Origin of the sequence: Rhodoblastus sp. (assembly GCF_019449565.1) — a bacterium.
GTDB lineage: Bacteria > Pseudomonadota > Alphaproteobacteria > Rhizobiales > Beijerinckiaceae > Rhodoblastus.
Window position 1 is genome coordinate 1 of sequence record NZ_JAGRPM010000038.1, and the last position, 23733, is coordinate 23733.

26 protein-coding genes are annotated in these 23733 nt (G+C 61.4%); 15 read left to right on the plus strand and 11 right to left on the minus strand.

Annotated features, from left to right (window positions below):
• Both QZ409_RS08545 and QZ409_RS08550 read left to right on the plus strand, forming a co-directional pair.
• On the plus strand, positions 1–300 hold a 300-nt coding region (locus tag QZ409_RS08545), incomplete at its 5' end, for a hypothetical protein (protein WP_296709395.1).
• A gap of 10 nt (positions 301–310) precedes the next feature.
• Positions 311–760, plus strand: coding sequence for a MarR family transcriptional regulator (locus QZ409_RS08550; protein ID WP_296709398.1), 450 nt, complete (start codon positions 311–313; stop codon positions 758–760).
• A gap of 149 nt (positions 761–909) precedes the next feature.
• Here the strand turns inward: QZ409_RS08550 and QZ409_RS08555 are convergent, their stop codons facing one another.
• The 3 genes from QZ409_RS08555 to QZ409_RS08565 all read right to left on the minus strand — a co-directional run bounded on the left by QZ409_RS08555 (position 910) and on the right by QZ409_RS08565 (position 4202).
• Complete coding sequence (locus QZ409_RS08555; RefSeq protein WP_296709400.1) at positions 910–2271, minus strand: chloride channel protein; 1362 nt, start codon at positions 2269–2271, stop codon at positions 910–912.
• 75 nt (positions 2272–2346) lie between these two features.
• Complete coding sequence (locus QZ409_RS08560; RefSeq protein WP_296709402.1) at positions 2347–2586, minus strand: CDGSH iron-sulfur domain-containing protein; 240 nt, start codon at positions 2584–2586, stop codon at positions 2347–2349.
• 14 nt (positions 2587–2600) lie between these two features.
• Positions 2601–4202, minus strand: a complete 1602-nt coding sequence (locus QZ409_RS08565) for an NAD(P)H-hydrate dehydratase (protein ID WP_296709405.1) — start codon at positions 4200–4202, stop codon at positions 2601–2603.
• Between the two features lie 88 nt (positions 4203–4290).
• Here QZ409_RS08565 and QZ409_RS08570 point away from each other — a divergent pair, with 88 nt between their 5' ends.
• The 5 genes from QZ409_RS08570 (at position 4291) to QZ409_RS08590 (ending at position 9091) form a co-directional block, all read left to right on the plus strand.
• Positions 4291–5337 carry a CoA ester lyase gene (locus tag QZ409_RS08570; RefSeq protein ID WP_296709408.1) on the plus strand — a complete coding sequence of 349 codons (1047 nt, stop codon included), beginning with the start codon at positions 4291–4293 and terminating at the stop codon, positions 5335–5337.
• Positions 5338–5454: 117 nt separating this feature from the next.
• A complete protein-coding gene (hspQ, locus tag QZ409_RS08575; RefSeq protein WP_283365481.1) occupies positions 5455–5784 on the plus strand; it encodes a heat shock protein HspQ in 330 nt (109 codons plus the stop codon).
• 192 nt (positions 5785–5976) lie between these two features.
• Positions 5977–7716 carry a hypothetical protein gene (locus QZ409_RS08580; RefSeq protein ID WP_296709415.1) on the plus strand — a complete coding sequence of 580 codons (1740 nt, stop codon included), beginning with the start codon at positions 5977–5979 and terminating at the stop codon, positions 7714–7716.
• Positions 7717–7727: 11 nt separating this feature from the next.
• Positions 7728–7940 (plus strand): hypothetical protein, encoded by a 213-nt coding sequence (locus QZ409_RS08585; protein ID WP_296709418.1) that lies wholly within the window; start codon positions 7728–7730, stop codon positions 7938–7940.
• A gap of 338 nt (positions 7941–8278) precedes the next feature.
• Complete coding sequence (locus QZ409_RS08590; protein WP_296709420.1) at positions 8279–9091, plus strand: sulfite exporter TauE/SafE family protein; 813 nt, start codon at positions 8279–8281, stop codon at positions 9089–9091.
• 40 nt (positions 9092–9131) lie between these two features.
• On the opposite strand, the gene QZ409_RS08595 is transcribed toward QZ409_RS08590, so the two are convergent.
• Positions 9132–9338 (minus strand): hypothetical protein, encoded by a 207-nt coding sequence (locus tag QZ409_RS08595; RefSeq protein WP_296709423.1) that lies wholly within the window; start codon positions 9336–9338, stop codon positions 9132–9134.
• A 306-nt stretch (positions 9339–9644) separates the two neighbouring features.
• Positions 9645–9827, minus strand: coding sequence for a hypothetical protein (locus QZ409_RS08600; RefSeq protein WP_296709426.1), 183 nt, complete (start codon positions 9825–9827; stop codon positions 9645–9647).
• Positions 9828–10003: 176 nt separating this feature from the next.
• Between QZ409_RS08600 and QZ409_RS08605 the strand changes: the two genes are divergently transcribed.
• Positions 10004–10291: a hypothetical protein gene (locus tag QZ409_RS08605; RefSeq protein WP_296709427.1), complete on the plus strand. Its 288-nt coding sequence runs from the start codon at positions 10004–10006 to the stop codon at positions 10289–10291.
• Positions 10292–10465: 174 nt separating this feature from the next.
• Here the strand turns inward: QZ409_RS08605 and QZ409_RS08610 are convergent, their stop codons facing one another.
• Positions 10466–11206 (minus strand): invasion associated locus B family protein, encoded by a 741-nt coding sequence (locus QZ409_RS08610; protein ID WP_296709429.1) that lies wholly within the window; start codon positions 11204–11206, stop codon positions 10466–10468.
• Positions 11207–11447: 241 nt separating this feature from the next.
• Here QZ409_RS08610 and QZ409_RS08615 point away from each other — a divergent pair, with 241 nt between their 5' ends.
• The 5 genes from QZ409_RS08615 to QZ409_RS08635 all read left to right on the plus strand — a co-directional run bounded on the left by QZ409_RS08615 (position 11448) and on the right by QZ409_RS08635 (position 16601).
• Positions 11448–13319 (plus strand): extracellular solute-binding protein, encoded by a 1872-nt coding sequence (locus QZ409_RS08615; protein WP_296709432.1) that lies wholly within the window; start codon positions 11448–11450, stop codon positions 13317–13319.
• Between the two features lie 481 nt (positions 13320–13800).
• Positions 13801–13929 (plus strand): hypothetical protein, encoded by a 129-nt coding sequence (locus QZ409_RS08620; RefSeq protein WP_296709435.1) that lies wholly within the window; start codon positions 13801–13803, stop codon positions 13927–13929.
• Positions 13930–14193: 264 nt separating this feature from the next.
• Complete coding sequence (locus tag QZ409_RS08625) at positions 14194–15186, plus strand: patatin-like phospholipase family protein (RefSeq protein WP_296709440.1); 993 nt, start codon at positions 14194–14196, stop codon at positions 15184–15186.
• Between the two features lie 40 nt (positions 15187–15226).
• Complete coding sequence (locus tag QZ409_RS08630) at positions 15227–15784, plus strand: NADPH-dependent FMN reductase (protein WP_296709442.1); 558 nt, start codon at positions 15227–15229, stop codon at positions 15782–15784.
• Positions 15785–15851: 67 nt separating this feature from the next.
• A complete protein-coding gene (locus QZ409_RS08635) occupies positions 15852–16601 on the plus strand; it encodes a haloacid dehalogenase type II (protein WP_296709445.1) in 750 nt (249 codons plus the stop codon).
• Positions 16602–16671: 70 nt separating this feature from the next.
• Here QZ409_RS08635 and QZ409_RS08640 read toward each other — a convergent pair whose 3' ends face one another.
• From QZ409_RS08640 to QZ409_RS08650, 3 genes are all read right to left on the minus strand, one after another.
• Entirely contained in the window at positions 16672–16890 is a 219-nt protein-coding gene (locus tag QZ409_RS08640; protein WP_296709448.1) for a type II toxin-antitoxin system HicB family antitoxin, read from the minus strand.
• A complete protein-coding gene (locus QZ409_RS08645) occupies positions 16887–17129 on the minus strand; it encodes a hypothetical protein (protein WP_296709450.1) in 243 nt (80 codons plus the stop codon). The genes QZ409_RS08640 and QZ409_RS08645 overlap by 4 nt, the downstream gene beginning before the upstream one ends.
• A gap of 81 nt (positions 17130–17210) precedes the next feature.
• Positions 17211–18170, minus strand: a complete 960-nt coding sequence (locus QZ409_RS08650) for a PDR/VanB family oxidoreductase (RefSeq protein ID WP_296709452.1) — start codon at positions 18168–18170, stop codon at positions 17211–17213.
• A 189-nt stretch (positions 18171–18359) separates the two neighbouring features.
• Between QZ409_RS08650 and QZ409_RS08655 the strand changes: the two genes are divergently transcribed.
• Positions 18360–19190, plus strand: a complete 831-nt coding sequence (locus QZ409_RS08655; RefSeq protein ID WP_296709454.1) for a hypothetical protein — start codon at positions 18360–18362, stop codon at positions 19188–19190.
• A 5-nt stretch (positions 19191–19195) separates the two neighbouring features.
• Here the strand turns inward: QZ409_RS08655 and mfd are convergent, their stop codons facing one another.
• Positions 19196–22708 carry a transcription-repair coupling factor gene (mfd, locus tag QZ409_RS08660; protein ID WP_296709456.1) on the minus strand — a complete coding sequence of 1171 codons (3513 nt, stop codon included), beginning with the start codon at positions 22706–22708 and terminating at the stop codon, positions 19196–19198.
• Between the two features lie 39 nt (positions 22709–22747).
• Complete coding sequence (locus QZ409_RS08665; protein ID WP_296709458.1) at positions 22748–23044, minus strand: succinate dehydrogenase assembly factor 2; 297 nt, start codon at positions 23042–23044, stop codon at positions 22748–22750.
• Between the two features lie 125 nt (positions 23045–23169).
• Between QZ409_RS08665 and QZ409_RS08670 the strand changes: the two genes are divergently transcribed.
• Positions 23170–23721, plus strand: a complete 552-nt coding sequence (locus tag QZ409_RS08670; protein WP_296709461.1) for a hypothetical protein — start codon at positions 23170–23172, stop codon at positions 23719–23721.
• Positions 23722–23733: the final 12 nt, after the last annotated feature.

Sequence of the window (23733 nt, forward strand, 5' to 3'; positions counted from 1 at the left end):
CTGACCTGCGGGGAGCAAACTTTGAGAGCCGAAAGATCGGCTCAGGTGGCCGGCTTCATTTCGGAATGGTGGCCGACATCAAATCGGAAGCACGGCCGGCTTCAAATCGGAATCGGTGGCCGGATTGAATCGGAATTCGCAGCCAGGCGGGCTTCGATCGGCAAGCGAAAGACCGAGGCGCTCAATATAGAAGCGTTTGGAAGCTTCGAGGTCGCGCACCTGGAGCGCTATGAAGTCGGGTCCAATCAGCTTGGCCATGGTGATCTCCATCGTTATTATCAGGAGGCTGATATAATATAAGGAGCCTGATATGTCGAGCGAAAATATGCCAGAACCTGTCGCCAAGCGGCTGGGCTACGCGCTGAAGCGCGCACAGCAGGCGCTTCGCACACGCATGGATGAGGTCCTGCGCCCCTTGGGTCTAACGGTGGCGCAATATGCCGTTCTGTGCGCGATTGAGGCGGAAGCTGGCATCTCGAACGCCCGCTTGGCGCGAGCGGCTTTTGTTACGCCGCAGACGATGCAGGGCATTCTTGCAAACCTGCACCGGGATGGGCTCCTTTCGCGAGAGGCCGATCCATCCCACGGACGTATTCTGAGAAGCGAGCTGACACAGGCCGGGCAGAAAATCCTCGCTCAGGCGCATCGGGTCATCGGTGATCTGGAGGAGATTATGATTGAGGTCGTCGGCAAAGCCGATGCAGAACGCCTTGCGGAGCTTTTGTCGCGATGTGCCGATAATCTCACCTCGCGACAGTGAAACTGGAGCTCGAATATGCAGCTATCCACGCCGCAATTACGAGGCTGACCACTCAAATCCAGATGGCGCGCGCGGCTCGAAACGCGTCGGTCGTCGCCCAAAGAATTGTGGAGCGCTGAATCGAATGAACTTGAATCCACACGGCTGACTCAGGACGTTCCTTCCACAACGGCTTCGCCCCGCGCGCGAATATTCGGCTTGGCCTTGCTCTTCGCGGCCAGTCGACCGACTTGACCGAAAGCGGCCACCGAGCCGACGACGGCGATCAGAAGCGGTCCCCACATGTCGTGGCCGATCCTCGTGAATTCGATCGTCAACATGATGGCGCTGAGCGGCATCGATAGGGACGACGCCAGGAACGCCGCTGCGCCGCATATGGCGAGCGCCTCCACCGAACTGTTCGGAACGAGCGCGCCCCAAAATTGCGCGAAGAGTGTCGCCAGCAGAGCGCCGATCGCGAAACTTGGCGTCAACAGGCCGCCGGCCGCGCCGACGCGAAGGCTCAGGACGACAGCGGAACACTTGATCAACAGAAGCGCCGCGGCGAGTTCGAGGCTAAGGGACCCGTCAAATCCCAACTGCGCCGGCCCCTTGCCATTTCCGGGAATCTGGGGGAACCAGTAAGCGCTCATCCCGATCAGGGCAAACACCGCAATGGAGAGAGGAATACGCGTCCAGCCCTGCTGCGCGGCGCTCAAGCCCCATCGCGTCATTCGCGTGAAGACATAGGCCGTCAAGCCGCAAAGCGGCCCGACAAGAGCCGCCCCCGCAAATATGGACGCGCTGACATCAATCGATTCAACCGTATATTGTTGGACGTTGCCCAGTCCAATCCACGCGACCATCGATGCGATTGTCGAAGACAAGAGAGCCGAAACCAATACCTTCGGCGAAAGGTTTATAAGAACTACTTCGAGGACAAATATCGCGCCGCCGAGCGGCACGTTATAAACGGCGGCAAGGCCAGCTCCAGCGCCGCACGCGATCACAATTCTCGTGTCCTCAACTGTCAAACCCATGAGCGCCGCGAATTTTGTTGCGATGAGCGCTCCAATTTCGCGCGGCGCAACTTCGCGGCCAAGCGGTGAACCGAGTGCGACCGTGACGATTTGCAACAAGGCGTGAATTGTCGTCGAAAGTGGGGGCATTGACGGCGCGTGGCGCTCTGGCCCCACTGCTTGCTTGATGCTGACCAGCGGCTTGCCAAAATGGGCGAGCGCCCACCAGCCGATGCCCGCGACAAGACCGCAAACAGTCAGGGACGCGATACGGCGAAGCGGCGCTGCCGCAGTGATGCCTTCGAGGAAGCTTTCTGGCGTCGGCCGATGTCCGGAGCCGTAATCATAAGCAAGGTGCTGGACATGGTGAAGCAGCAGGGCGAGCGTCATCCCGCCGAGCCCGGCGACCACACCAGTCATCAAGATGGCAAGGGCGAAAGCCGCCGGGGCGCTCGACGGGAGTGGAGGGAGCTTTTCCGTCGACGCCACTCGGCCGCTTTGCGCGGATTCCATCAGATATCTCCCGACACTGTTTTCGCGGAAACTGTTAATAGACGACGCGATTGGCCAGCGCGATCAAATTCCACTTCACAATGTCGCATGCGTCCCGTCGCAAAACGGCTTGTCGCCTGAATGTTTGCAGCCGCAGAACCACACTTCGCCCGACGTTTCTGCTTTGTAAGCAATCGGCGTGAAGCCCGACCCCTTATGCGAACCGTCGCAGAAAGGCTGTTTGGCGGATTTGCCGCAGGCGCACCAGAAATAGGTTTTGCCGGCTTCGAGTTCGACGGGAAAAGGCCCCTTTTGGGCGATGACTGGTTCGGACATGCTTCCCTCCCTTTTCACCTCGGCACGAGATCAGCCAATACGCGCGGAAGAATCTCTGGCAAATCCTCGGCGATCAGCCCCGGCCCGAACAGATTCGCCGCCTCGCCATGCAGCCAGACCGCGCAGGCTGCCGCCTCGAATGTCGCCATGCCCTGCGCCAGCAGGCCGCCGATCAGTCCGGCGAGGACGTCGCCCGAACCCGCAGTGGCGAGCGTCGGCGGCGCGTTGCGGGCGATGGCCGCGCGGCCGTCCGGACTGGCGACAATCGTGTCCGGCCCCTTCAACACAACACAGGCGCCCAAGGCGCGGGCGGAGGCGCGAGCGCGGTCAATTTTGTAAGGAAATTCAGTCGGTTGAAGAGGCATATCGGATGCAGCTTCGTAAGCGCGCGCATCACCTTCTGGCTTTACCGGAGCTTTCCCGTCTTTCTTATTGAAAAGACGTGAAAATTCTCCTTCATGTGGCGTGACAACAACCTCGGCGCCACTCGCCTGGATCATATGAGACAGCCTATCCGACTGCGATGAAAAGGAAGTTAAGGCGTCGGCGTCCAGCACGAGGCCGAAGCGCCGCCCGGCGTCCTTCGCCACGGCGCCAAGAATGGCCTCCACCACCGCCTGTGTCGCTTCGCCCACGCCAAAGGCCGGCCCAAGCACTACGGCGGAAAAGCGCCTGTCGGCGAGCAGGTCGCGCCATTGCGCCGGGCCGTCCACGCCGCGCAGCATGATGGCGGTGAGATGGGCGGCGTTGACGGCCAGAGCCTCCTCGGGGCTGGCGATGGTGACGAGTCCGGCCCCAACGCGCAGCCCCGCCCGGGCCGCGAGGCGCCCCGCCCCGGTCCGGATCGCCGGCCCGGTAGCAACGACCAGGTGACCGCGCGCATATTTATGGCCATACGTTTCGGGCCAGGGCATATGGCCGCGCCAGAGCGCAGGCGCGTTGAGAAAGTTTTGCGGCCCTATTTGACGCAGAACCGCGTCTTCGATCCCGATCTGGGTCAGGCGCAGCTTGCCGCAGGCGGTTCGGCCCGGCAGCAGCACATGGCCAGGCTTGAGGCGGAAGAAGGTCACGGTCTCGCGCGCCCGCACGGCTAGCGAGCCAATCGCTCCATTGGCGCCATCGAGCCCCGAAGGCACATCCACCGCCAGCACCGGCGTCCCCGAAGCGTTGATGCGCTCGACGATCTGCAGGGCGAGGCCATCGAGCGGGCGCGACAGGCCGGCGCCGAACAAGGCGTCGACGACAAGATCGCAGGCGCGCGGATCGAGCGAATCCGCCGGCGCGATGGTCCCGCCCCAGTCCAAAAAGGCTTGCCCCGCATCGCCGCCCAGCCGCGCCGGATCGCCGAGCGCGCCGACGGCGACCTCAAAACCCTGCTCGCGCAGAAGCCGCGCCGCGACATAGCCGTCGCCGCCATTATTGCCGGGACCGCAAAACACCGCGACGCGCCGCCCCTCGCCCTCGCGCAGCATGTCGGCTGCGGCGGCGGCGACATTTTTGCCCGCGCGCAGCATCAGCCCATAGCCGGGGACGCCGCCAGCGATCGTAAGGGCGTCCGCCCGTCCCATCTCCGTGGGGGTCAGCAGTTCGATCGGATCGAGGTCATAGTCTCGCATGCCTGGATTTTGGGCTGTTACGCGAAAGAGTGCAATTGCGGCCAAGTTGGTTTTATCCTAGAGGCATGGCAGCCAATGGAGCCTGTTCATGAGCAAGAGCCCTCGCAAATTCTTTGAACCCCTGGCGATCGGCGCTCCCGCGCCTTATCGCGAATTGCCGGTGCGCGTCGAACGCATGATTCATTTCGTGCCGCCGCATCTGGAAAAGGTGCGGGCCAAGATGGGCGAGATCATCCCGACCGCCGACGTCATTCTCGGCAATCTCGAGGACGCCATTCCCGCCGACGCCAAAGAGGCGGCGCGCAAGGGCTTTATTGAAATGGGCCTCGCCAATAATTTCGGCACGACCGGCCTGTGGACCCGCGTGAACTGCCTGAACTCGCCCTGGCTGCTCGACGATGTCACCGAGATTGTCGGCGCGATCGGCAACAAGCTCGACGTCATCATGCTGCCCAAGGTCGAAGGCCCCTGGGATATTCACTATCTCGACCAGTTGCTCGCACAGCTCGAAGCGCGGCACGGCGTCACCAAGCCGATCCTGATCCACGCCATTCTCGAAACCGCCGAAGGCGTCAAGAATGTCGAGGACATCGCCCTCGCCTCGCCGCGCATGCATGGCATGAGCCTCGGCCCGGCCGATCTCGCCGCCTCGCGCGCCATGAAAACCACCCGCGTCGGCGGCGGCCATCCCGAATATAAGGTGCTGGCCGATCCGGTCGCTGGCGTATCCGAGCGGCCGGTCTATCAGCAGGATCTCTGGCATTACACCGTCGCCAAGATGGTGGACGCCTGCGCCTCGGCCGGCATCAAGAGCTTTTATGGCCCCTTTGGCGACATTGGCGACCTCTCCGCCTGCGAAGTGCAGTTCCGCAACGCATTCCTGCTTGGCTGCGCGGGCGCCTGGTCGCTGCACCCCAACCAGATCGCCATCGCCAAAAAGGTCTTCTCGCCCGATCCCAAGGAAGTGGCTTTCGCCCGGAAGATTCTGGAAGCCATGCCCGATGGCTCCGGCGTGGCCATGATCGACGGCAAAATGCAGGACGACGCGACCTGGAAACAGGCCAAGGTCATGGTGGACTGCGCCCGTCAGGTCGCCGCCAAGGACCCGGATTACGCCGCGCTCTACGGCTTCTGAAGGAGCCCGCATTATGGCCCGCCTCGCGCGCCTATGCGCCGAAAGGCGGGCCTGATTGACTTAAATGCGTAGCTGTGGAACTTTCTTTGCCCTGCTTAGCCTGACGGGGCCATCGAAATGAAACCGCGCGCGGCGAAATATGGCATTGGCGAAGTCGTCAAACACCGCAAATATCCCTTCCGCGGCGTGATTTACGACATCGATCCGGTTTTTGCGAACACCGAGGAATGGTGGCTCTCCATTCCCGAGGAAGTGCGTCCAGCCAAGGACCAGCCCTTCTATCACCTCTATGCCGAAAATTCGGACACTGAATACATGGCCTATGTGTCCGAGCAGAATCTCGAACGCGACGACAGCGGCGCACCCTTGCGCAATCCGCAGATCGACGAGGCCTTCGCGCGCTCCGACACGGGCCGCTATGTCGTCCGCTCGCGCGTCCTGAATTGATTTTCTGAATAAAAAAAACGCGCGGATCGCTCCCCAGCCATTCAGCAAAGGTGTTGATGCAAAAATATCACACCTAAATTCTTAGACACTGAGGCCGTGGCATCCCGCCACGGCCTTTTTCGTGCGATTCCGGGAAGACATGCTAAGACGAAATCTCTCGACGCCCTGCCAAGGTTGGCGTAAGAACGAAGCATGAACAATTCTCCATCATCGGCGCCCAAGTCGGAGATTTCTCCGACTTCGAAAATGAGGCCAATCCCGCCAGCGCACGAACATGTCCAAGTAAATGGCTGCAAAACGCCGGGATGCGAAAACTTCGGTGTGCCACCGCGAGAGGGGCGTTTTCTGAAAGGCCCCGGTGCCGCGTTGCGCGGTGACGGATATGCCGTGGTCGGCACAGGATCGACCGGCCTTAGCTGCAAGAAATGCACGAAGTTTTCGACCCTCAAGAGCAACAAGGGCGTCCACGAGGAATTGCAAAGGCAAGGCTCGTATCTATGGGTCCAAAGCCCCCTGATATGCGATTGCGGCAACACGACCCGGTTCCGAAAATACGGCAAGACGCGATCCGGCTCGGACCGCTGGCAGTGCCGCGACTGCAAGAAGACCATGTCACTGGGCAAACCGACGCGCAGCCAAAAGAAGCCTCACAAGAACTCATTGGTTTTCGATCTCCTCGTCAACAAATCGCCGATCAATCGGATGATGGAGATTGCGGAGTTGGGCGTCGCCGCCCTTTATGGGAAAATCGATTTCATTTACGAGCAATGCCGCTTGTTCGCAGCCGAACGCGAAATGAAGCTGCGCAACATGAGCTTTGAACGGCTGTATCTCTGCACTGATCGGCAGGACTATATGGTCAATTGGGGCGACCGGCGCGCACGCAAGACGGTCCAACTGACAGCAATAGCGACCGCCGACCTGAAAAGCGGCTATCTGTTCGCCATGTCGCCCAACTTCGACAAATCGATGCTGCCGGGCGATCTCGAAGATGCCGCCAAAAAGGCTGGTGATGCCGACAAGCCGATTCCGATGAGGGATTTCGCGCGGGTCTGGACACAAGATGACTACGCCGGATCAGTCCTCCGCACCGCCACAGGTTCGAACAAGGCGCGGGACGACCTCGACGCGCCGGAAGGCCTGACCGATGAGCAGCAGCTTCCGACGACGGGTGTGCAGGTCCATGCCGATTATCTGATGCACGGCCATTATTGGCTCCTGCGTTATCTGCTCCCGAATGTTGGAAAATATCGGTTCTTCATTGATGGCGATTCCGGCCTCTTGGGCGCCTGTATGGGCGCATTCTCCGGCGAGATCGCAAGCCGCAAGGCGGACATCGTGGTTGCCTACATCAGCAAGACGCTGAACACGATCCAACGGCAGAACAAGAATGCCGAGGCGCGGGCGTGGTTCAGAGACGAGCGGAAAAAATATCCGGACTTGTCGGACAAGGAGGCCAAGACGGCGATCATGGCCGCGCAGATCGCCGCCATTCGTGCCGCCAGCCCCACACCGAATACCGCTTTGCAGCAAACGACGATCACCCATCCGTTCCCGGATGCGGCTGAGCCAGAGAAGCGCGTTCGGTATGTGACCGACTACGGCGACTACGACGACGCCCATACGGCCAATCTGCTCATGAAGGCAACGCTCTGGCCGGTCGATACGGTGTTCAATCGTATCCGCAGGCGCATCGCGTTTTGTGAGCGGCCAATCCGGTCAGTCAGGCGCGCCAACGGCCTGTGGGATATTTACGCGCCATACGACCCGGCGATGATCGAGAAAGTTCTGACGATTTACCGGGTATGGCACAACTTCGTTTGGGTCAGCCCGAAAACAAAGAAAACTGCGGCGGAAGGCTTGGGCTTGGCCGCTGGCAAAATCCGGACGCAAGACATATTGTATTTCGACATCAGGGATTCGTTGAAATGAGGATTGATTAAATGAGCGTGTCAGCGAAGGTTGTTAGCGTATTCGCGCAGGATCAAGGGTATATTTTCGAAATTCAAGTGCTTTGCGATTTCGGAACATTCAAAATTTCTCACCTTTCGAAAAAGGAAAGCCTTGATGAGGGGCGTGAAGAGGCACGGAAAAAGCTATTTGCGTTGGGTAGCGATCTTTTTAAGACCTTCGACAAATCTGGATCGCTTCGATAAGATCAGAAGTCACTTGATATGATCGTGCCAAATCTGGTCTTTGAAAGTGAAGATTGTATGCAAATCCTGCACGGAGAGCGCATTTTTGGCCGTCATGAGTAAGTGAATTCCAAAATACGGTAAACTCACAAAGCTGTTCATATGACATATTAGATAATTTAAGCATATAACTATTTATTATTCGCGATTTATTAAAACGAATATTAATGAATTACATATTCCATGGCTATCACATACGGTTTATTCGGGTGGAAGGTCAGCCCATATGGATGTCGAAAATGAGGACGGCATAGATTTGGCATTGCGGTCACCATAAGCTCCGCAGCGAAGGAACGCGTATGTCCTTGGAAATCGAAGTCTCCGCCGAAAAATCCAGAAGTGCTCCGCGCGCCGTTGGTGGCGGCGCCCTCATTGGAATACTCGGCGGTTTGATCGGCCTTGGAGGCGCAGAGTTCCGTCTTCCCCTTCTGATCGGCGTGTTCGGGTTTGGCGCGTTGGAAGCCGTGATCGTCAATAAGGCGATGAGCCTCATCGTAGTTGCGACCGCTCTTCCATTCCGTGCGCGCAGCGTGCCTCTTGGTGAAATCGCGAGCCATTGGCCTATCATCCTGAATCTATTGGCGGGAAGCCTGTTTGGCGCTTGGTTTGGCGCGGGGTGGGCTACTCGGCTCGCATCGAGAACTCTCTTCCGAACCATCGCAGTCATGCTGGTCATGATCGCCGCGATCCTGTTGCTCGGCCACGATGTCGTTTCCACCGAAGCAATCCTGACTGGCGCATCTCAAATGGTCGCTGGCGTCATCGCTGGCTTTGCGATTGGCGTGGCGGCGGCCCTCATGGGCGTAGCCGGTGGAGAACTCCTAATTCCGACGCTCATCCTCCTATTCGGGGCGGACATCAAGCTGGCTGGAAGTCTGTCACTCGCTATCAGTTTGCCGACAATGTTGGTCGGTTTCGCACGATATAGTCAGGACCAAGCCTTCGCAGTTCTGCGAGGCAATGGCCGGTTCGTCCTGTTGATGGCCGTCGGCTCCATCATCGGCAGTTTCGTAGGTGGGCAATTACTCGGCCTCATCCCAACCTCGATTCTGCTGCCTGCGCTGGCCCTCATCTTGGTTCTGTCGGCCATCAAGGTCTGGCGACACGAATGATGGGCGCGCCATATATGAGAACGCAATACTTCGTTGCGTTCTATCGGTTTGCGGCCTCCATCAAAACCTCACGCATCTCATCCAGCGAAACCCGGATCAAAATCATGCGGCCTGCGACCGTCAGGTAGGCTTCCTCGCGGAACTCATCGACATCGCAGACCCGTTGAATCGCGGTGATCCGGACGAGATTGCGCATCCCGTCTTCGTCAATCACCTCGATAAACGCTCCGATCCGCTCGATGGCCATGGCATGCCCTCCGATGAGAACATATTAGGAACATCGTGGGGCTGAAGTCCAGTCCGACGGACCTTGGAATATTCCGATTACGGCTTTGGGGTGCGCGTAAATTCGATCTCAAAAATGCATTTTGCATTGTCGCATTCTGGATTTTTGATTTTGACCGCCATTTCATATGTATTTTCTGTCGTGTCCGCGCAACGGCGCATTCTAAGCAGCGCATTTGTTGCTAACTTTACAATATCTATTCCCTGATGTGAAGCGTCAGAAATAAAATCATCTGGAAAGATTATGATTGTATTGTTGTCCATGCTTCTATTTATGTTTTAATGAAGAGTCTTGTTCTCCGCAGCGCGGCAATTGTTGCCAAGGCGGTTGATAGCCTTGTGCCTCATAAAAATCCAAATCAACCTGATTTTCGATCATATTCCCATAATCGACTACGACGGCGTAAGGATCGCCGTTCTTATCGGTCATTAAACAGATGCCACGCGCCATCTCGTCCCCTCGACATTTCAGATCGAATGCATTGGCGAAAAATATAGCCAACTTCGAGGCGAATAAATACATACATGAGATATTACGAACTGCTCATTGAGACTGCCGTTGACCAACGGAATCCAGCCATCGCTCTCGCCCTTCACGCCATGACCGATTTACCCATCGTCGCGCTCATGATTGGCAACGACGGCCAGCGTCAGAGAGCCGCGTATGTCATGGTCCGGGCCTCGGATGACACCTTCTTCGACGCCAATGGCTCACGCGCCCTCGTGGAAATCATGGCCGATGCAGGCATCGATCCCCATGGCGATCAAAAATGGGAGGTTCGCGAGATCACGCCTGAATTGCTGCTGAACTGGTCCAACGGAAAGCGGTTTTCACTGATCACCAAGTCGATGGCGCGCGATGCCAAGGCGCAGGCGCAGGAGATCATGGCGCGGCTGGGGATTCCGGCGCGCTAAATTCGGCCACGCTTCCGATACTTCAGTGAAAAGGCCGCCTCGAAAGGCGGCCTCATGGTATTAGCGGTGTGATATTTTTGCATCAACACCTTTGTTGAATGGCTGGGGATCGCTCCGCGCGTTTTTTTGTTTTGCGACGGCGGCCGCCGGAGCGGCCGCCGATGCGCGAATAACTTACTTCGCCGGAGCGGCGGGGGCAGCCGGCGCGGCGGGCGCGGCCGGAGCGGCGCCGCCGCCCTGCTGCTCAAGCTTCTTGCGCTCTTCCTCGGCGCGCTTTTGCAGTTCGGCGGCCAGCTTCTTCTGCTGCTCTTCCAGAACCTTGGGGTCGACCGCCGGGCCGTCGAAGGCCTTGCCGAAACCCGCCAGCGGCACGTTGAACACGACTTCGGCATTGGCCTGGTTCTTGACCACGACGGTCATGGCCGTGCCCTTTCGGGCGGCGTCGACGACGTCCTTCTTCACCTTGGCCTCGGCGAAGCAGCCGTTCGGGAAGCAGATCTCGAAGGCGCCTTCGGTGACAGGACCCTTGTCGATCGAGAAACGGAAGCCCGGGCGCAGCATCAGGCCGACGGGCATCAGGAAGCGGACGATCCTGACGTCTTCGCCCTTCACGTCATAAACGGCGAGGGCGAGGACCGGGGCCTGGTCCTTCTGGGCGCCAAAATCACGCGTGGTGTAGCAGATGTCCTTGTTGGCGGCGTTGTCGTGGCCGCAAACCTTGGTCCAATCCGCCTGTGTGGGAATGAGATCAACCTTCAGCGGACCCTGCGGGGCGCCGCCGGGCTGGCCGGCAGGCGCCTGGCCGGGAGCCGGGGCGGCCGGAGCCGCCGGCTGCTGCGCGAAGGCCGGGGCGGAGCCGAGGAGGAGCGCGCCCGCCACCAGAGCGGCGCCAAAGCGGGACGAAGACAGCGACATTCGAAATCCTTTCAGCGGGGCGGCGGAACGCCTGGCCCGCGATATTGCGAGAGAACCCCTGATCGCCCCTTGGGAGCAAAACGAAGCGCTCATCGCCTTAAAATAAGGCGACAGATTGACGGCGCCTTCATATCGTCTTCGTCCGCGTATTTCCAGCAGAGAAAACTCCGGGGGCCTTCTTTTCTTGGTCCCACGGGTAAAATCGGGCGTCAAACCCATAAATTTGCTTTAGCATCCCGCCATGCGCCGCTTCCGTTCGTTTCCACGCCAGGTTTTCGCCGCCTGCCTCGCCGCCGCCTTGCCGTGGTTCGGGTCAGTTGGCGCGCGCGGCGCGGAAGAAAAGCCGCAGGGCCGAATCAGTCATTCCATCGCCATGCAGGGCGAGCCTGCGCTTCCGCCCGGCTTCAAATGCCTGCCCTACGCCGATCCCGCCGCCCGCAAGGGCGGAACCTTGCATCTCGGCGCATATGGCGCCTTCGACAATCTCAACCCCTATGGCGTCAACGCCGGGACGACCGCCGCAGGCATAGCGGGACCGGTCTATGAGAGCCTGATGGCCCGCTCCTATGACGAGCCCTTCACGCTTTACGGCCTCATCGCGGAGACCATCGAAACCAATGAAGCCCGCGATCACGTCGTGTTCCGGCTCAACCCCGCCGCGCATTTCTCCGACGGCGCGCCGATCACCGCGCGCGACGTGGTTTTTTCCTTCAACCTGCTGAAGAACAAGGGCCGCCCCCAGCAGCGCGCCGCCTATGGGCTGGTGCGCTCGATCGAGGCGCTGGACGATCGTACGATCCGCTATGACCTCGCCGGCGCCGATGACCGCGAACTGCCGCTAATTCTGGCCCTGATGCCCGTCCTGCCGGCCCACGCCATGACCGAGAAGCGCTTCACCGAGGAGGGTCTGACCGTTCCGCTCGGGTCAGGCCCCTACAAGGTCGCCGAGGTCAAGCCGGGCGAAAAGCTGGTCCTGCGCCGCGACCCCAATTATTGGGGCAAGGACCTGCCGATGGCCTGCGGGCTCTATAATTTCGACGAGGTCGTGTTCGATTACGGCCGCGACGACAACAGCCTGTTCGAGGCCTTCAAGGCGGGGCTTGTCGATTATCGCGAAGAGACCAACCCGCATCGTTGGGTCGGCGGCTATGATTTCGCCGCCCGCCGCGACGGCCGCGTCGCGCTGGAGACCTTGCCGCTCGGCGGCCCCAAGGGGCTGCGCGGATTCGCCTTCAACACCCGCCGAGCCCTCTTCGCCGACCCGCGCCTGCGCGAGGCTCTGGCTGCGATGTTCGATTTCGAATGGCTCAACGCCAATCTCTATTCAAACCTCTATACGCGGACCCGAAGCTTCTTCGACGAATCCGAGCTCTCGGCCTCGGGCCGCCCGGCGAGCGCGGCGGAGCGCGCTTTGCTCGCGCCCTTTCCGGGCGCCGTGCGCGAAGACATTCTCGACGGCCGCTGGACGCCGCCGCGCTCGGACGGCTCCGGCCGCGACCGCGCCCTTGCGAAAAAGGCGCTGGCGCTGGCGGAAAAAGCCGGATGGAAGCTGCAGGACGGCGTGCTGACGCGCGACGGCAAGGCGCTGGCCTTCGAGATTCTCGTCATCGACCGCGAGCAGGAGCGCCTCGCGCTCTATTATTCCGGCCAGCTGCGCCGGATCGGCGTGGACGCCCGCGTGCGGCTGGTCGACGAGGTACAGTTCCAGCGCCGCCGCCAGCGTTTCGAATTCGACATGATGATCGGGCTTTGGCAGGCCTCGGCCTCGCCCGGCAATGAGCAGCGCATGAGATGGGGCGGCGACAGCGCCGCACAGGAAGCGTCCTATAATCTCGCTGGGGCGAAAAACCCGGCCATCGACGCCATGATCGCGGCGTTGCAGGCGGCGGAAACGCGGGAGGATTTCGTTACCGCCGCCCGCGCGCTGGATCGCGTGCTTCTGTCGGGGTTTTATGTCGTGCCGCTTTACCATTCGCGGGCGCAATGGATCGCGTATTGGCGGCGGATCGCGCATCCAAAGGCTTTGCCGAATTACGCACAACCCTTATTTGGCGAGGCGCTGGAGAGCTGGAGCCTTGCGCCGGAGCCAGCTCGTCCCGATAAGCCGCATTGAGCGCGGCGATAAAGGAGCGCGGCGCATCTTCGAGCCATTCCGGCGGCGCGGCGGCGCGCGCCGCCGCCATTTCAGGCTGATCCCGCCGTGAGGGGAGCGTCTTCTCGTCGCCGCCCAGCTCCAGGGCGCGCGTCAGAGCCCATTCGAGCAGATGAGCGGCGGCCATGAACATCAGGAAAGAAAGCGCATAAACCCAGGCGTTGATGGAATTGGCGAAGCCAAAAGCGGCGGCCTGAAACAGCCGCAGCCTGTAGAGGTCGCGCGAGTCGTCCTCGTCCAGGGCCCCAGCCGCAAGTGAGTCCGCATTTTCCCAGGGAACGCGGTCGTCGACGCCGAAGCCCAGCGCGAAGATGCAGCAGGCTGCGGAAATCTCGACCCAGATGGAATCGACATACCAGTCAGCCGGCGCGAAAGCGGCCCATAGCCGCCCGAAGGCCAGCCCGGCTAGGGCGGCGGCGATTGCGAAGGTCAAAGCGCGCTGGTGTCCGGAAAATCGGCGATCAAGGCCGACCAAAGCGCCGAACAATACGGCGGCAAGCATATTGAGCGCCACGGCGGTAACCCCGCAGAAGAGGACGGCGACTCGATACAATTGAAGGAAAAGCACTAACGATTCGTTAAATTAAGGTTACGCGCGGCAATAGCGCCCAGCAAAATAAAATCCCCGTCGCGCGACCTTATCCACTGCTGCGGCGTTTAATCCTGTGCGGGGGCGCTGAGTCCGCCGCCGGCGCACTTATTCACCCCCAGGCGCTCTTAATCTGCCGCAGGCGCACTTAATCTGCCGCGGGCGCACTTAATCTGCCGCGGGCGCTTGCGCTTTGCCCGGCGGCGCTTAACTTCAGAGCAGGCGCCTCCGCGCCGGAGGTTCAATTTGGATATCGTCAAGGCCGCCCTCGATTTCCGCCCGCAAAGCGGAAACCGCCCCTGGCCCCCAAGCCGGCTCGCGCTCGCCCTTCAGGGCGGCGGATCCTTCGGCGCCTTCACCTGGGGCGCGCTCGAGCGCTTGCTCGAAGAAGAGAATCTTGTCCTCGACGCCTTTTCCGGCGCCAGCGCCGGCGCGGTCAACGCCGCTTTGCTGGCGAGCGGCCTCGCGGAAGGCGGACGCGAAGGCGCCCGGAAAAACCTCGAAAAATTCTGGACCCATGTCAGCAAGAGCGCAGCGTTCCTACCCAAGGCCGTGACCCTGCCGCTCGGCTTTATGGCGCGGGCGATGTCGCCCTATCAATTCAATCCCTTCGACCTGAACCCGCTGCGCGTGGCGCTTGAGGCCCATGTCGATTTCGAACGGCTGCGGCATCTTTCCAGCCCGCGCCTGCTGATCGCCGCGACCCGCGTCAGCACGGCCAGCCTGCGCATTTTCCGCAATGACGAACTGACGGTCGAGTCCATCCTGGCCTCGGCCTGCCTGCCCCTATTGCATCAATCCATCGAAATCGACGGCGAGCTTTACTGGGACGGCGGCTATATCGCCAATCCGCCGCTGACGCCGCTGGTGGTGGAGAGCGACGCCTCGGACGTCCTGATCATCCAGATCACGCCGAGTCGCTCGCAGGCCTCGCCGCGCTCGCGCAGCGACATCGAACGCCGCATCGAGCAGATCAATTTCGCCTCGACCCTCGACCGCGAAATCGAGGCGATCCGGCTGCTGGCGCCGCTCTGCGCGGGAGGCGACGCCTCGGGCAAATGGTGCAAGCTGCGGATCGACCGGCTCTCGGCGGAAGATACCGTGCAGTCGCTGGCCGAGCACAGCCCCGGCAATCTGGAATGGTCCTTCATCTCCCAACTGCGCGATGCCGGACGCGCCGCCGCCAATGACTGGCTGGACCAGACCGGCGATTTCGCACCGCATTTCCTGACCGGCTGACCCAGACCGGCCTTTTCCCAAGCCCACTACAGGAGACGACATGAGCGGAAAGAACCTGCATTTCGTGACCATGCTCGGCAGCCTGCGCAAGGCCTCCGTCAATGGCGGCGTGGCGCGCGCCCTGCCCGCCCTTGCGCCCGAGGGCGTCGCCATTTCGGCGCTGGGCTCGGTGGGCGATTTCCCGCTCTACAACGCCGATGTGCAGGCCGAAGGAATTCCCGCCGCCGTCGAAGCGATGGGCGCCGCGATCAAGGCCGCCGATGGCGTCATCATCGTCTCGCCGGAATATAATTATTCCGTGCCCGGCACATTGAAAAACGCGATCGACTGGCTGTCGCGCCTGTCCCCCAATCCGTTCAAGGCAAAGCCCATCCTGATCCAGAGCGCCTCGCCGGGCGCGCTCGGCGGCGCCCGCATGCAATATCACCTGCGCCAGATTTTCGTGTTTCTTGACGGCCGCGTCATGAACGCGCCGGAAGCAATGATCAGCGGCGCCTATGGTAAGTGCGACACCGCGACCGGCGACCTGACCGACGCGACGACCAAGGATTTTCTGAGCAAGCAACTCGCCGCCTTCGCGGATTTCGTGCGGCCGTAACAACTCTCGCTCGACAGCGTATTCCCATCGATCGGCGCGAACCGCCGTGTCTTCCGATGAGTCGACGATGCGCATCAGATCTTTTCTCGCCGCGGCGATCCTTCAAATGGCGATCGGGGCCACCCTTCCGTCGCCAGCGCAGTCGGCAATCCGAGCCATTGCTTTCGACTATTTCGTCCTGTTCGACGCCAATTCCGTGCTTCCTGCGGCGGAAGCGGCTTTTCCTGGCAAGGGCGCCGAACTGGTCAAGCTATGGCGCGGGAAATTATTCGAATATAATTTCGTGAGTTCAGCGGCTGGACGTCACGAGGATTTCGCCAAACTGCTCGAAGCATCGCTCGAATATTCCGCCGAGGCGGCGAAGCTCGACCTGATCGACGACCGCAAACAGGCGCTGCTCGACGCCTTCCGGCATCTCAAACCCTGGCCGGACACTGTCGATGGCTTGCGGAAGTTACGGCAGTCGGGCCTGCGCGTAATCGCATTGTCCAATCTGACTCCGGCCATGTTGCGCGCCAACGCCGAAAATGCGGGCTTTGCCGATCTGTTTGACGAGTTCATCAGCACCGAAGTCAATGGCTCGTTCAAACCGGAGCCGCGCGCCTATCGTCTGGGCATGGAAAAGCTTGATCTAAAAAAGGACGAAATCCTGTTCGTCGCGTTCGGCGGCTGGGACGCGTTCGGCGCGAAAAGTTTTGGCTATCGCACGGTCTGGGTCAATCGTTTCGGCCTGCCGGCAGAGCGGTTGCGGCCAGCGCCCGATGCAACCGTCAAAGATTTCGACGGTCTGCTGAAATTCGTGGGCGAGCCCCGCTGATCACCCCGTTCTTCTCTGCGATTCGCGCGAGAAATCGCGCCCCATGGCGCCCTATCGTACCGAGTATTTGTCAGCCTGGCGGCGCGGAGGGCGCAGGCGCAGGCCGCCCGACGGCCTTGAGCGCGTCAAGGCAGGCGAAGAGCGCCTTTTGCGCGTCGGCGACCGCCTCCTCTTCAGTATCGGCGACGCCAAGACAGCCCGGAATATCGGGGAAGCTCACCACATAGCCGCCGCCCTCCGCTTCAGGGAGGGGCGCCGTCTCGTAGCGATATGCGCTTGGTTCGGTCATGGGTCGAGTGCATCCATCTTGTCGATCAGGGCGACGAAGGCGCGGACGTGAACAGCCCGGATCTTTTGTTTCAATGGGACAGTGACGCAATCCGGCACGGAGGGATGAAGAAACACCTCGTGGGTTCCTGTGATCTTCCTGAATTTCACGGCATATTGAGACGCCGTGATCTCGATGTCGGCGGGGATCCAGTCCCCGCCCGGATTGCTGCGCAGGGCCTCAAGGCGCTTGTTGTGCATGGTCTTATGTCCTTTGTTCGACAAGCGACGAGGCGCATGCCTCCAGCAGGCGGTGCGAGGCCGCCCGCTCCTTAGGCATTGTCACAAATCCAACACAAGAAGAGGCCCCTTCGCCCGCGAGACGCAGGCGAGGAAATAGCCCTGGGCGCGCTGCTCGCCCGAGAGGCGCTTGTCACGGTGGTCCACCTCGCCCTCGAGAACCTTGACCTTGCAGGTCCCGCACATGCCCTGCTCGCAAGAGGTGGGAACTTTGACGCCCTTTTCTTCCAGAAACTCCGTGACGCTCTTGTCGCCGGGAATCTTGAAGACCGCGCCTGTGCTCGCGATCTTCACCTCGAATACCTTGTCGAGCAAGGGCGCCGAGGCCTTTGCCGTGAAGCGCTCGATATGGATGCGTTCCTCGGTCCAGCCGTTTTGCTTGGCGAAGGCAATAATGGGATCGAGCCACCAGTCCACGCCGCAAATGAAGAGTTGCGTATCGTCCGGCTGATCCAGAAGAACCGTTTTCGGGTCCAGCGCCTCGCCATTCGATTCCAGATAGGATGTCGTATTTTCCACGAAGGCGGAGCCCGCGATCATGGCGTTGAACGCCCCCGGCGATCCAAGCGCGTGGAGATAATGGAAAGCGAAGGGGATATCATGCGTCTTCAGATGATCGGCGATGCTCAGCATCGGCGTCGCGCCGATGCCGCGCGCGATCAGCAAGGCGCGTTTGGTTTGGCGCGGCACGCGGAAACGGTTGCGCGGCTGGCCGACTTGCAACACATCCCCTTCCTTCACCACATTATGCATGGCCTTCGATCCGCCGCGGCTGTTCGGATCATTCCACACGCCGATAATATAGCGATGACGATCGGCTTCGCTGTTGCACAGGGAATATTGGCGGACCAATCCCCCCGGGATCGTCACATCGATATGGGAGCCGGCCGAAAAAGCCGGAAGCTCCGTACCGTCAGGGTCGATCAGCTCGAAGGACAACACATTGTTGGCTTCAACGGTTTTCTTGGCCACAACGACCGAGCGCAAGGCATCGTCTGACATTTCGTTCTCTCGCAACATCTGATCCTGTCGCGATCCCATGCAAGTGAGAGACCAATTCGGGACGCCGTCGCGACGCTGAGCGCGCGTTCCATGGCGCGAATATTGCTGTCCTTTGGTTCACGCCTTGCTCGCTTTCTGCCGGAAAGCGGGACGGCGCAGCGCGATCATCATTCAGGAGCCAGATGCGCCATGGGTCTCGACGTCGTCCGGCTCGGCAAATTGCTTTCGCTCGCCGGCAGCCAGAACGAAAGCGAGGCGATGGTCGCTCTACGCAAGCTGCGCGAGCATCTCGACTCAGAGGGTCTGACTTTTACGGATCTCGGCCAAAGGCTGATCGGTCAGGCGCCGCGCGCCCAAAGCCCTCGCGCAAAAGAACCGGAGGCCGCGACCTATACCGACGAAACCGGCGTCAAATGGCCGAGCCGAGAATCCTACGACAAGCATCAAGCGGCGGTCGCCGCGCGCCAGGAGACAGAATGGCGTCAGACCGAGGGCGAGCGCGAAGAAATCATCGCGCGCTATGGCTCGCGCGAAGCGGGCCTTGCGCGCAACCCGCGCGAACAGCTGCTGCATGACGCCGTCGCCGATCTTTTGACGCCGCTGACGCCGGACCTCGACCCGCCCGGACGCTGGCACGCCAGCCTCGACGGCTGGGATCGCGGCAGCTTTGGTCCGCCCTCCGACAGAGTCGTAACCCGGATCGAACAGGCTTTCGCGTTGCCGACCAGTTTGCGCGAGGCGAAGGACGAATTCGACGAATGGAAAGCGCGATCACATGAACTCGAAATGCTGATGGGCCGTCCCGGCGACAGCCAGCTCGACCTTCCGGCCTTTTATCGAGCCCAGCGCGTCCAGGCGCTCTATGAGCATGAACTGCCAATCCGCTCGATCGACGATCTGCATTTACGCCTGCAATTCACGGTCGATCCCGAATGGAGCGACGACACCGGCAGAGCGCTGCCAGATATTTTGCAGGCCTTCGAGACGCTGGTCGTCACGCCCGCCGGCGCGGCGGATTGACGCTTTCACCCCTTCTTTTCCGCAATCGCCACCAGTTCGCGCATGATCGCGCGGGCGCCGCTCAACCGGTCCGCCGCCCGCTCGAATTCGCCGATGAAGACGATCTTCATGTCCGGCCGCACCTTGGCCTCCGAACCCTGCCGCGCGATAAACCGCACCAGCCCCGCCGGATTGGCGAAGCTGTTGTTGCGGAAGCCGATGATGATGCCCTTCGGCCCGGCTTCCAGTTTCTCGACATGGGCGCGGCGGCACAAAGCCTTGACCCCGACGAGGACCATCAATTGCTTGACCTCGTCCGGCATCGGCCCAAAACGGTCGATCATTTCGGCGGCGAAGCTTTCGATCTCGGCCTCGTCATCCAGTGTCGCCAGACGGCGGTAAAGCTGCAGCCTCAGGTCGAGATCCTCGACATAATGTTCGGGGATCGTCACCGGCGTGCCAAGCGTGATCAGCGGCGACCAGGTCTCTTCCACCGCCTCGCCGCCGCCCGCCTTCAGCGCCGCGATCGTCTCGTTCAGCATCTGTTGGTACAGCTCATAGCCGACCTCGCGGATATGGCCGGATTGCTCGTCGCCGAGCAGATTGCCGGCGCCGCGCAGGTCGAGATCGTGGCTGGCGAGCTGGAAGCCCGCGCCGAGCGTGTCAAGCGATTGCAGCACCTCCAGCCGCTTCTGCGCCTGCGGCGTGACGGTGCGGTTGAGCGGCGTTGTAAAGAAGGCATAGGCGCGCGTCTTGGAGCGCCCGACGCGGCCGCGCAATTGATAGAGCTGCGCGAGGCCGAACATGTCGGAGCGATAGACGATCAAGGTGTTGGCGGTCGGAATGTCGAGGCCGGATTCGACGATATTGGTCGAGACCAGCACGTCATATTTGCCGTCATAGAAAGCGCCGATGCGCTCCTCCAGTTCGGTCGCCGCCATCTGGCCATGGGCAATGGTGAATCGGGCCTCGGGCGTATTCTGGCGCAGCCAGGCCGCGACATCGTCGAGGTCTTCGAGACGCGGGCAGACGAAGAAGCTCTGGCCGCCGCGAAAACGCTCGCGCAATAGGGCCTCGCGCAGGATCAGGTCGTCGAAGGGCGTCACAAAGGTGCGCACGGCGAGGCGGTCGACGGGCGGCGTGGCGATGATCGAAAGTTCGCGCACGCCCGTGAGCGCCAGTTGCAGCGTGCGCGGAATCGGGGTCGCGGAGAGGGTCAGCACATGGACCGCCGCGCGCATCTCCTTGAGTCGCTCCTTGTGCCCGACGCCGAAATGCTGCTCCTCGTCGATGATGACGAGGCCCAGATTCTTGAAGCCGACGGTCTTGCCCAGCACCGCATGGGTGCCGATGACAATATCGATCGTTCCGTCGGCCGCGCCAGCCCGCGCCGCCTTCATATCCGCCGTGCCGACCATACGCGACATCTGCGCCAGCCGCACCGGCAACCCGGCGAAACGCGCGGAAAAATTCTTGAAATGCTGGCGCGCCAGCAGGGTGGTCGGCACGACCAGTGCGACCTGGACGCCGTTGATCGCCGCCGTGAAGGCGGCGCGCAGCGCGACTTCCGTCTTGCCGAAGCCAACGTCGCCGCAGATCAGGCGGTCCATCGGCTTGCCGGAGGCCATGTCCATCAGCGTCGATTCGATGGCGCCGAGCTGGTCCTCGGTCTCGTCGTAAGGGAAACGGGCGCAGAATTCCTCGTAAAGGCCCTCGGGCGGCGTCAGTCGCGGCGCCTCGTGCAGGGCGCGGGCGGCGGCGATCTTGATGAGCCCCTGCGCCATATTGCGGATGCGCAGCTTCAGGCGGGCCTTGCGCTCGCGCCAGGCGCTGTGGCCGAGCCGGTCAAGCGTGACCTCATTGTCCTCGGAGCCGTAACGCGACAGCAGCTCGATATTTTCCACCGGCACGAACAGCTTGTCGCCGGCGTGATAATGCAGCTCCAGGCAGTCATGCGGCGCGCCAGCGGCCTCGATCTGCTTCAGTCCGACGAAACGCCCGATGCCGTGATCGACATGGACGACGAGGTCGCCCGCCGACAGCGCCGAGACTTCGGCCAGAAAATTTTCCGCCCGTTTGCGGCGCTTGCGCTGCGGCGCGAGACGGTCGCCGAGAATGTCCTGTTCGCCGATTACGGCGAGGTCGCCCGCGACGAAGCCGGCTTCCAGCCCGATCACCGCCAAAGCGGCGCGGGCGTCGCGCAGGCTCAGGGCCTGGGACAGCGAGGAGACGATCTCCTGTTTCTTGAGGCCATGTTCGGCCAGAACCGAGCCAAGGCGCTCGCGCGATCCATCGGTCCAGCCCGCGACGATGACTTTCTTTCCCTCGCCCTGCAAGGCGCGGATATGATCGACCGCCGCCTGGAACACATTGGCGTTTTCGTCATTGCGCTCGGGCGCGAAATTGCGTCCCGCGACGCCGCCGCAATCGATCAGCGTTGTCGCCCCTTCCGGAGCGGCGAAGGGCGTGAAGCGCGCGGTCGCGGCCCTGGCCAGGGCCGCCTTGAATTCATCGGCCGAGAGATAGAGCTCGTCCGGCGGCAGCGGCTTGTAATTGCAATGCGCGGGGTCGCGCGCATAGACGCTGCGGCGCGCCTCGTAATAATCCTTGATCTGGTCGAAGCGTTCGCCAGCGGCGGCTTCCGCCTGCGCGTCGAGCAGCAGCGGCGCGTCGTCGATATAGTCGAACAGGCTGTCGAGCTTGTCGTAGAGCAGAGGCAGCCAATGCTCCAGCCCCGCCGGGCGGCGGCCTTCGCTCACCGCCTCATAGAGGGCGTCGCCGCGCGTCTGCGCGCCGAAATGCGCGATATAGCTTTGGCGGAAACGCTTGATCGTCTCGGTGAGGATCGGAGCCTCATTGACCGGCACGAGATCGAGCGCGCGCAATTGCGCGGTGGTGCGCTGGCTTTCCGGGTCGAAGGCGCGGATCGTCTCCAGCACGTCGCCGAAGAAATCGAGCCGCACCGGCGCGGGCAGGCTCGGCGGATAGAGATCGACGATGCCGCCGCGCAGCGCATATTCCCCGCTCTCCCTTACAGTGGAGGCGCGCATAAAACCGTTGGCTTCGAGCCAGGCGGCGAGTTCGTGCAGATCGACCGCCGCCCCCGGCGTCGCGGAAAAGCTTTTCGCCGCCATGTCCTTGCGCGGCGGTACGCGCTGGGCGAGCGCGGCGACGGTGGTGAGCAGCAGGCGCGGTTTTTCGAAGGACGAGCGCGTGCGGGCGAGGCGCGCCAGAGCGGTCATGCGCTCGGCCGCAACTGCGCCATTGGGCGAGACCCGGTCGTAGGGCTGGCAGTCCCAGGCCGGAAATTCCAGAATCTCGGCGTCAGGCGCCGCGAAAGTCAGCGCGTCGCGGAAGGCGCGCAGCCGCTGGCTGTCGCGGGCGACATGGACCAGCGCGCAGGAGCGCCCCTCCCCCGCCTTGGCCAGGCCACGCGCGAGATCGGCGGCGACGAAGGCGTCAAAACCCTCCGGCGCGCGCGAGAGGATCAGCGAGCGGCCTTTTTCCAGTTCGGCGCAGGCGCGGTGAAGATCATGCATCGGGAAGTTTCTGATTACCGGCTGGGCGCCAAGGCGGCCTCAAATATGGATCGGGCCGTTATGGGTGTGGAAGGCCTTGATCGTCAGGAAGATCGGCCGGTCATAGGCCGGATCGACCGGCTTGGAGCCCGCAAACCACGAGAAGATGTCGGCGTCCTGGGCATCCATGAAATGTTCGAGCTGGTCGAGTTCGTCCTCGCTCAGCTGGTCGATGCGGGCGTCGGCGAACTGGCCGAGCAGAAGATCGACCTCCCTCATGCCCCGATGCCAGCACCGGAACAGAATTCTACGCCGACGCGGGTCCAGCCCCTCGCTCGATCTTGTCGTGCCCGACATGCAGCCTCCACAAGGACGAATGGCCCGCGCCGGTTCCCGGCGCGGGCGGAAGGGGTCTTATAGGGCGGGATGACGCGGCTGTCAGCCATCGTCGTCGAGCCGAGAAAGAATTTGACTTTTCATTTATGTTCTCTATTTGTTCTATCAAAAGGTCTTGGCAGGATAGCCATTATGCAACCTCTTTTGTCTCCGAACCGGGCGACGTAATGCAATCGAAACGCCACTATCGATTTCGTATGAGCCTGCGGCTGTACAGCGACGGCAAGCCACTGGCGTCCTTGGCCGAAACGCTGAAATTTCCACGCGAACATTTGCACATCAAGGGCGAGCCCATGATTTTTACCGGCCCTTTGGCCGGCAGGTTGGCCAAAAGCCATTATGTCTCGTTCGTGGAAACGGCTACCGACGACGCGAACGACATTTCGCCGTGGATCGACCAAAACGTCGCCGCGATCGCCGCCGTTCCTGAGATCGTCGATGACCTTCGCTCGAAACGCGTGACGGCGACGCTGTGGATCGCGATGTTTGGAAGAGAGGAAACGCCTCTTCCGACGGTTCCGGCGGATGTCGTGCAAAGGGTCAGGGACTGCGGCGCGTCCCTATTCCTCGAAAATTACACCATCATGGACCCAGAGCACGGCAATCCGCTCAAGGTATGGCCAACTGGCGCGCCTTGAGCGGCGAGCGGG

Excerpts from the sequence above, each read along its gene's own strand:
- QZ409_RS08550 (WP_296709398.1), top strand. The coding sequence starts at position 311 with ATGTCGAGCGAAAATATGCCAGAACCTGTCGCCAAGCGGCTGGGCTAC.
- QZ409_RS08555 (WP_296709400.1), bottom strand. The coding sequence starts at position 2,271 with ATGGAATCCGCGCAAAGCGGCCGAGTGGCGTCGACGGAAAAGCTCCCT.
- QZ409_RS08560 (WP_296709402.1), bottom strand. The coding sequence starts at position 2,586 with ATGTCCGAACCAGTCATCGCCCAAAAGGGGCCTTTTCCCGTCGAACTC.
- QZ409_RS08565 (WP_296709405.1), bottom strand. The coding sequence starts at position 4,202 with ATGCGAGACTATGACCTCGATCCGATCGAACTGCTGACCCCCACGGAG.
- QZ409_RS08570 (WP_296709408.1), top strand. The coding sequence starts at position 4,291 with ATGAGCAAGAGCCCTCGCAAATTCTTTGAACCCCTGGCGATCGGCGCT.
- hspQ (WP_283365481.1), top strand. The coding sequence starts at position 5,455 with ATGAAACCGCGCGCGGCGAAATATGGCATTGGCGAAGTCGTCAAACAC.
- QZ409_RS08580 (WP_296709415.1), top strand. The coding sequence starts at position 5,977 with ATGAACAATTCTCCATCATCGGCGCCCAAGTCGGAGATTTCTCCGACT.
- QZ409_RS08585 (WP_296709418.1), top strand. The coding sequence starts at position 7,728 with ATGAGCGTGTCAGCGAAGGTTGTTAGCGTATTCGCGCAGGATCAAGGG.
- QZ409_RS08590 (WP_296709420.1), top strand. The coding sequence starts at position 8,279 with ATGTCCTTGGAAATCGAAGTCTCCGCCGAAAAATCCAGAAGTGCTCCG.
- QZ409_RS08595 (WP_296709423.1), bottom strand. The coding sequence starts at position 9,338 with ATGGCCATCGAGCGGATCGGAGCGTTTATCGAGGTGATTGACGAAGAC.
- QZ409_RS08600 (WP_296709426.1), bottom strand. The coding sequence starts at position 9,827 with ATGGCGCGTGGCATCTGTTTAATGACCGATAAGAACGGCGATCCTTAC.
- QZ409_RS08605 (WP_296709427.1), top strand. The coding sequence starts at position 10,004 with ATGATTGGCAACGACGGCCAGCGTCAGAGAGCCGCGTATGTCATGGTC.
- QZ409_RS08610 (WP_296709429.1), bottom strand. The coding sequence starts at position 11,206 with ATGTCGCTGTCTTCGTCCCGCTTTGGCGCCGCTCTGGTGGCGGGCGCG.
- QZ409_RS08615 (WP_296709432.1), top strand. The coding sequence starts at position 11,448 with ATGCGCCGCTTCCGTTCGTTTCCACGCCAGGTTTTCGCCGCCTGCCTC.
- QZ409_RS08630 (WP_296709442.1), top strand. The coding sequence starts at position 15,227 with ATGAGCGGAAAGAACCTGCATTTCGTGACCATGCTCGGCAGCCTGCGC.
- QZ409_RS08635 (WP_296709445.1), top strand. The coding sequence starts at position 15,852 with ATGCGCATCAGATCTTTTCTCGCCGCGGCGATCCTTCAAATGGCGATC.
- QZ409_RS08640 (WP_296709448.1), bottom strand. The coding sequence starts at position 16,890 with ATGACCGAACCAAGCGCATATCGCTACGAGACGGCGCCCCTCCCTGAA.
- QZ409_RS08645 (WP_296709450.1), bottom strand. The coding sequence starts at position 17,129 with ATGCACAACAAGCGCCTTGAGGCCCTGCGCAGCAATCCGGGCGGGGAC.
- QZ409_RS08650 (WP_296709452.1), bottom strand. The coding sequence starts at position 18,170 with ATGTCAGACGATGCCTTGCGCTCGGTCGTTGTGGCCAAGAAAACCGTT.
- QZ409_RS08655 (WP_296709454.1), top strand. The coding sequence starts at position 18,360 with ATGGGTCTCGACGTCGTCCGGCTCGGCAAATTGCTTTCGCTCGCCGGC.
- mfd (WP_296709456.1), bottom strand. The coding sequence starts at position 22,708 with ATGCATGATCTTCACCGCGCCTGCGCCGAACTGGAAAAAGGCCGCTCG.
- QZ409_RS08665 (WP_296709458.1), bottom strand. The coding sequence starts at position 23,044 with ATGTCGGGCACGACAAGATCGAGCGAGGGGCTGGACCCGCGTCGGCGT.
- QZ409_RS08670 (WP_296709461.1), top strand. The coding sequence starts at position 23,170 with ATGTTCTCTATTTGTTCTATCAAAAGGTCTTGGCAGGATAGCCATTAT.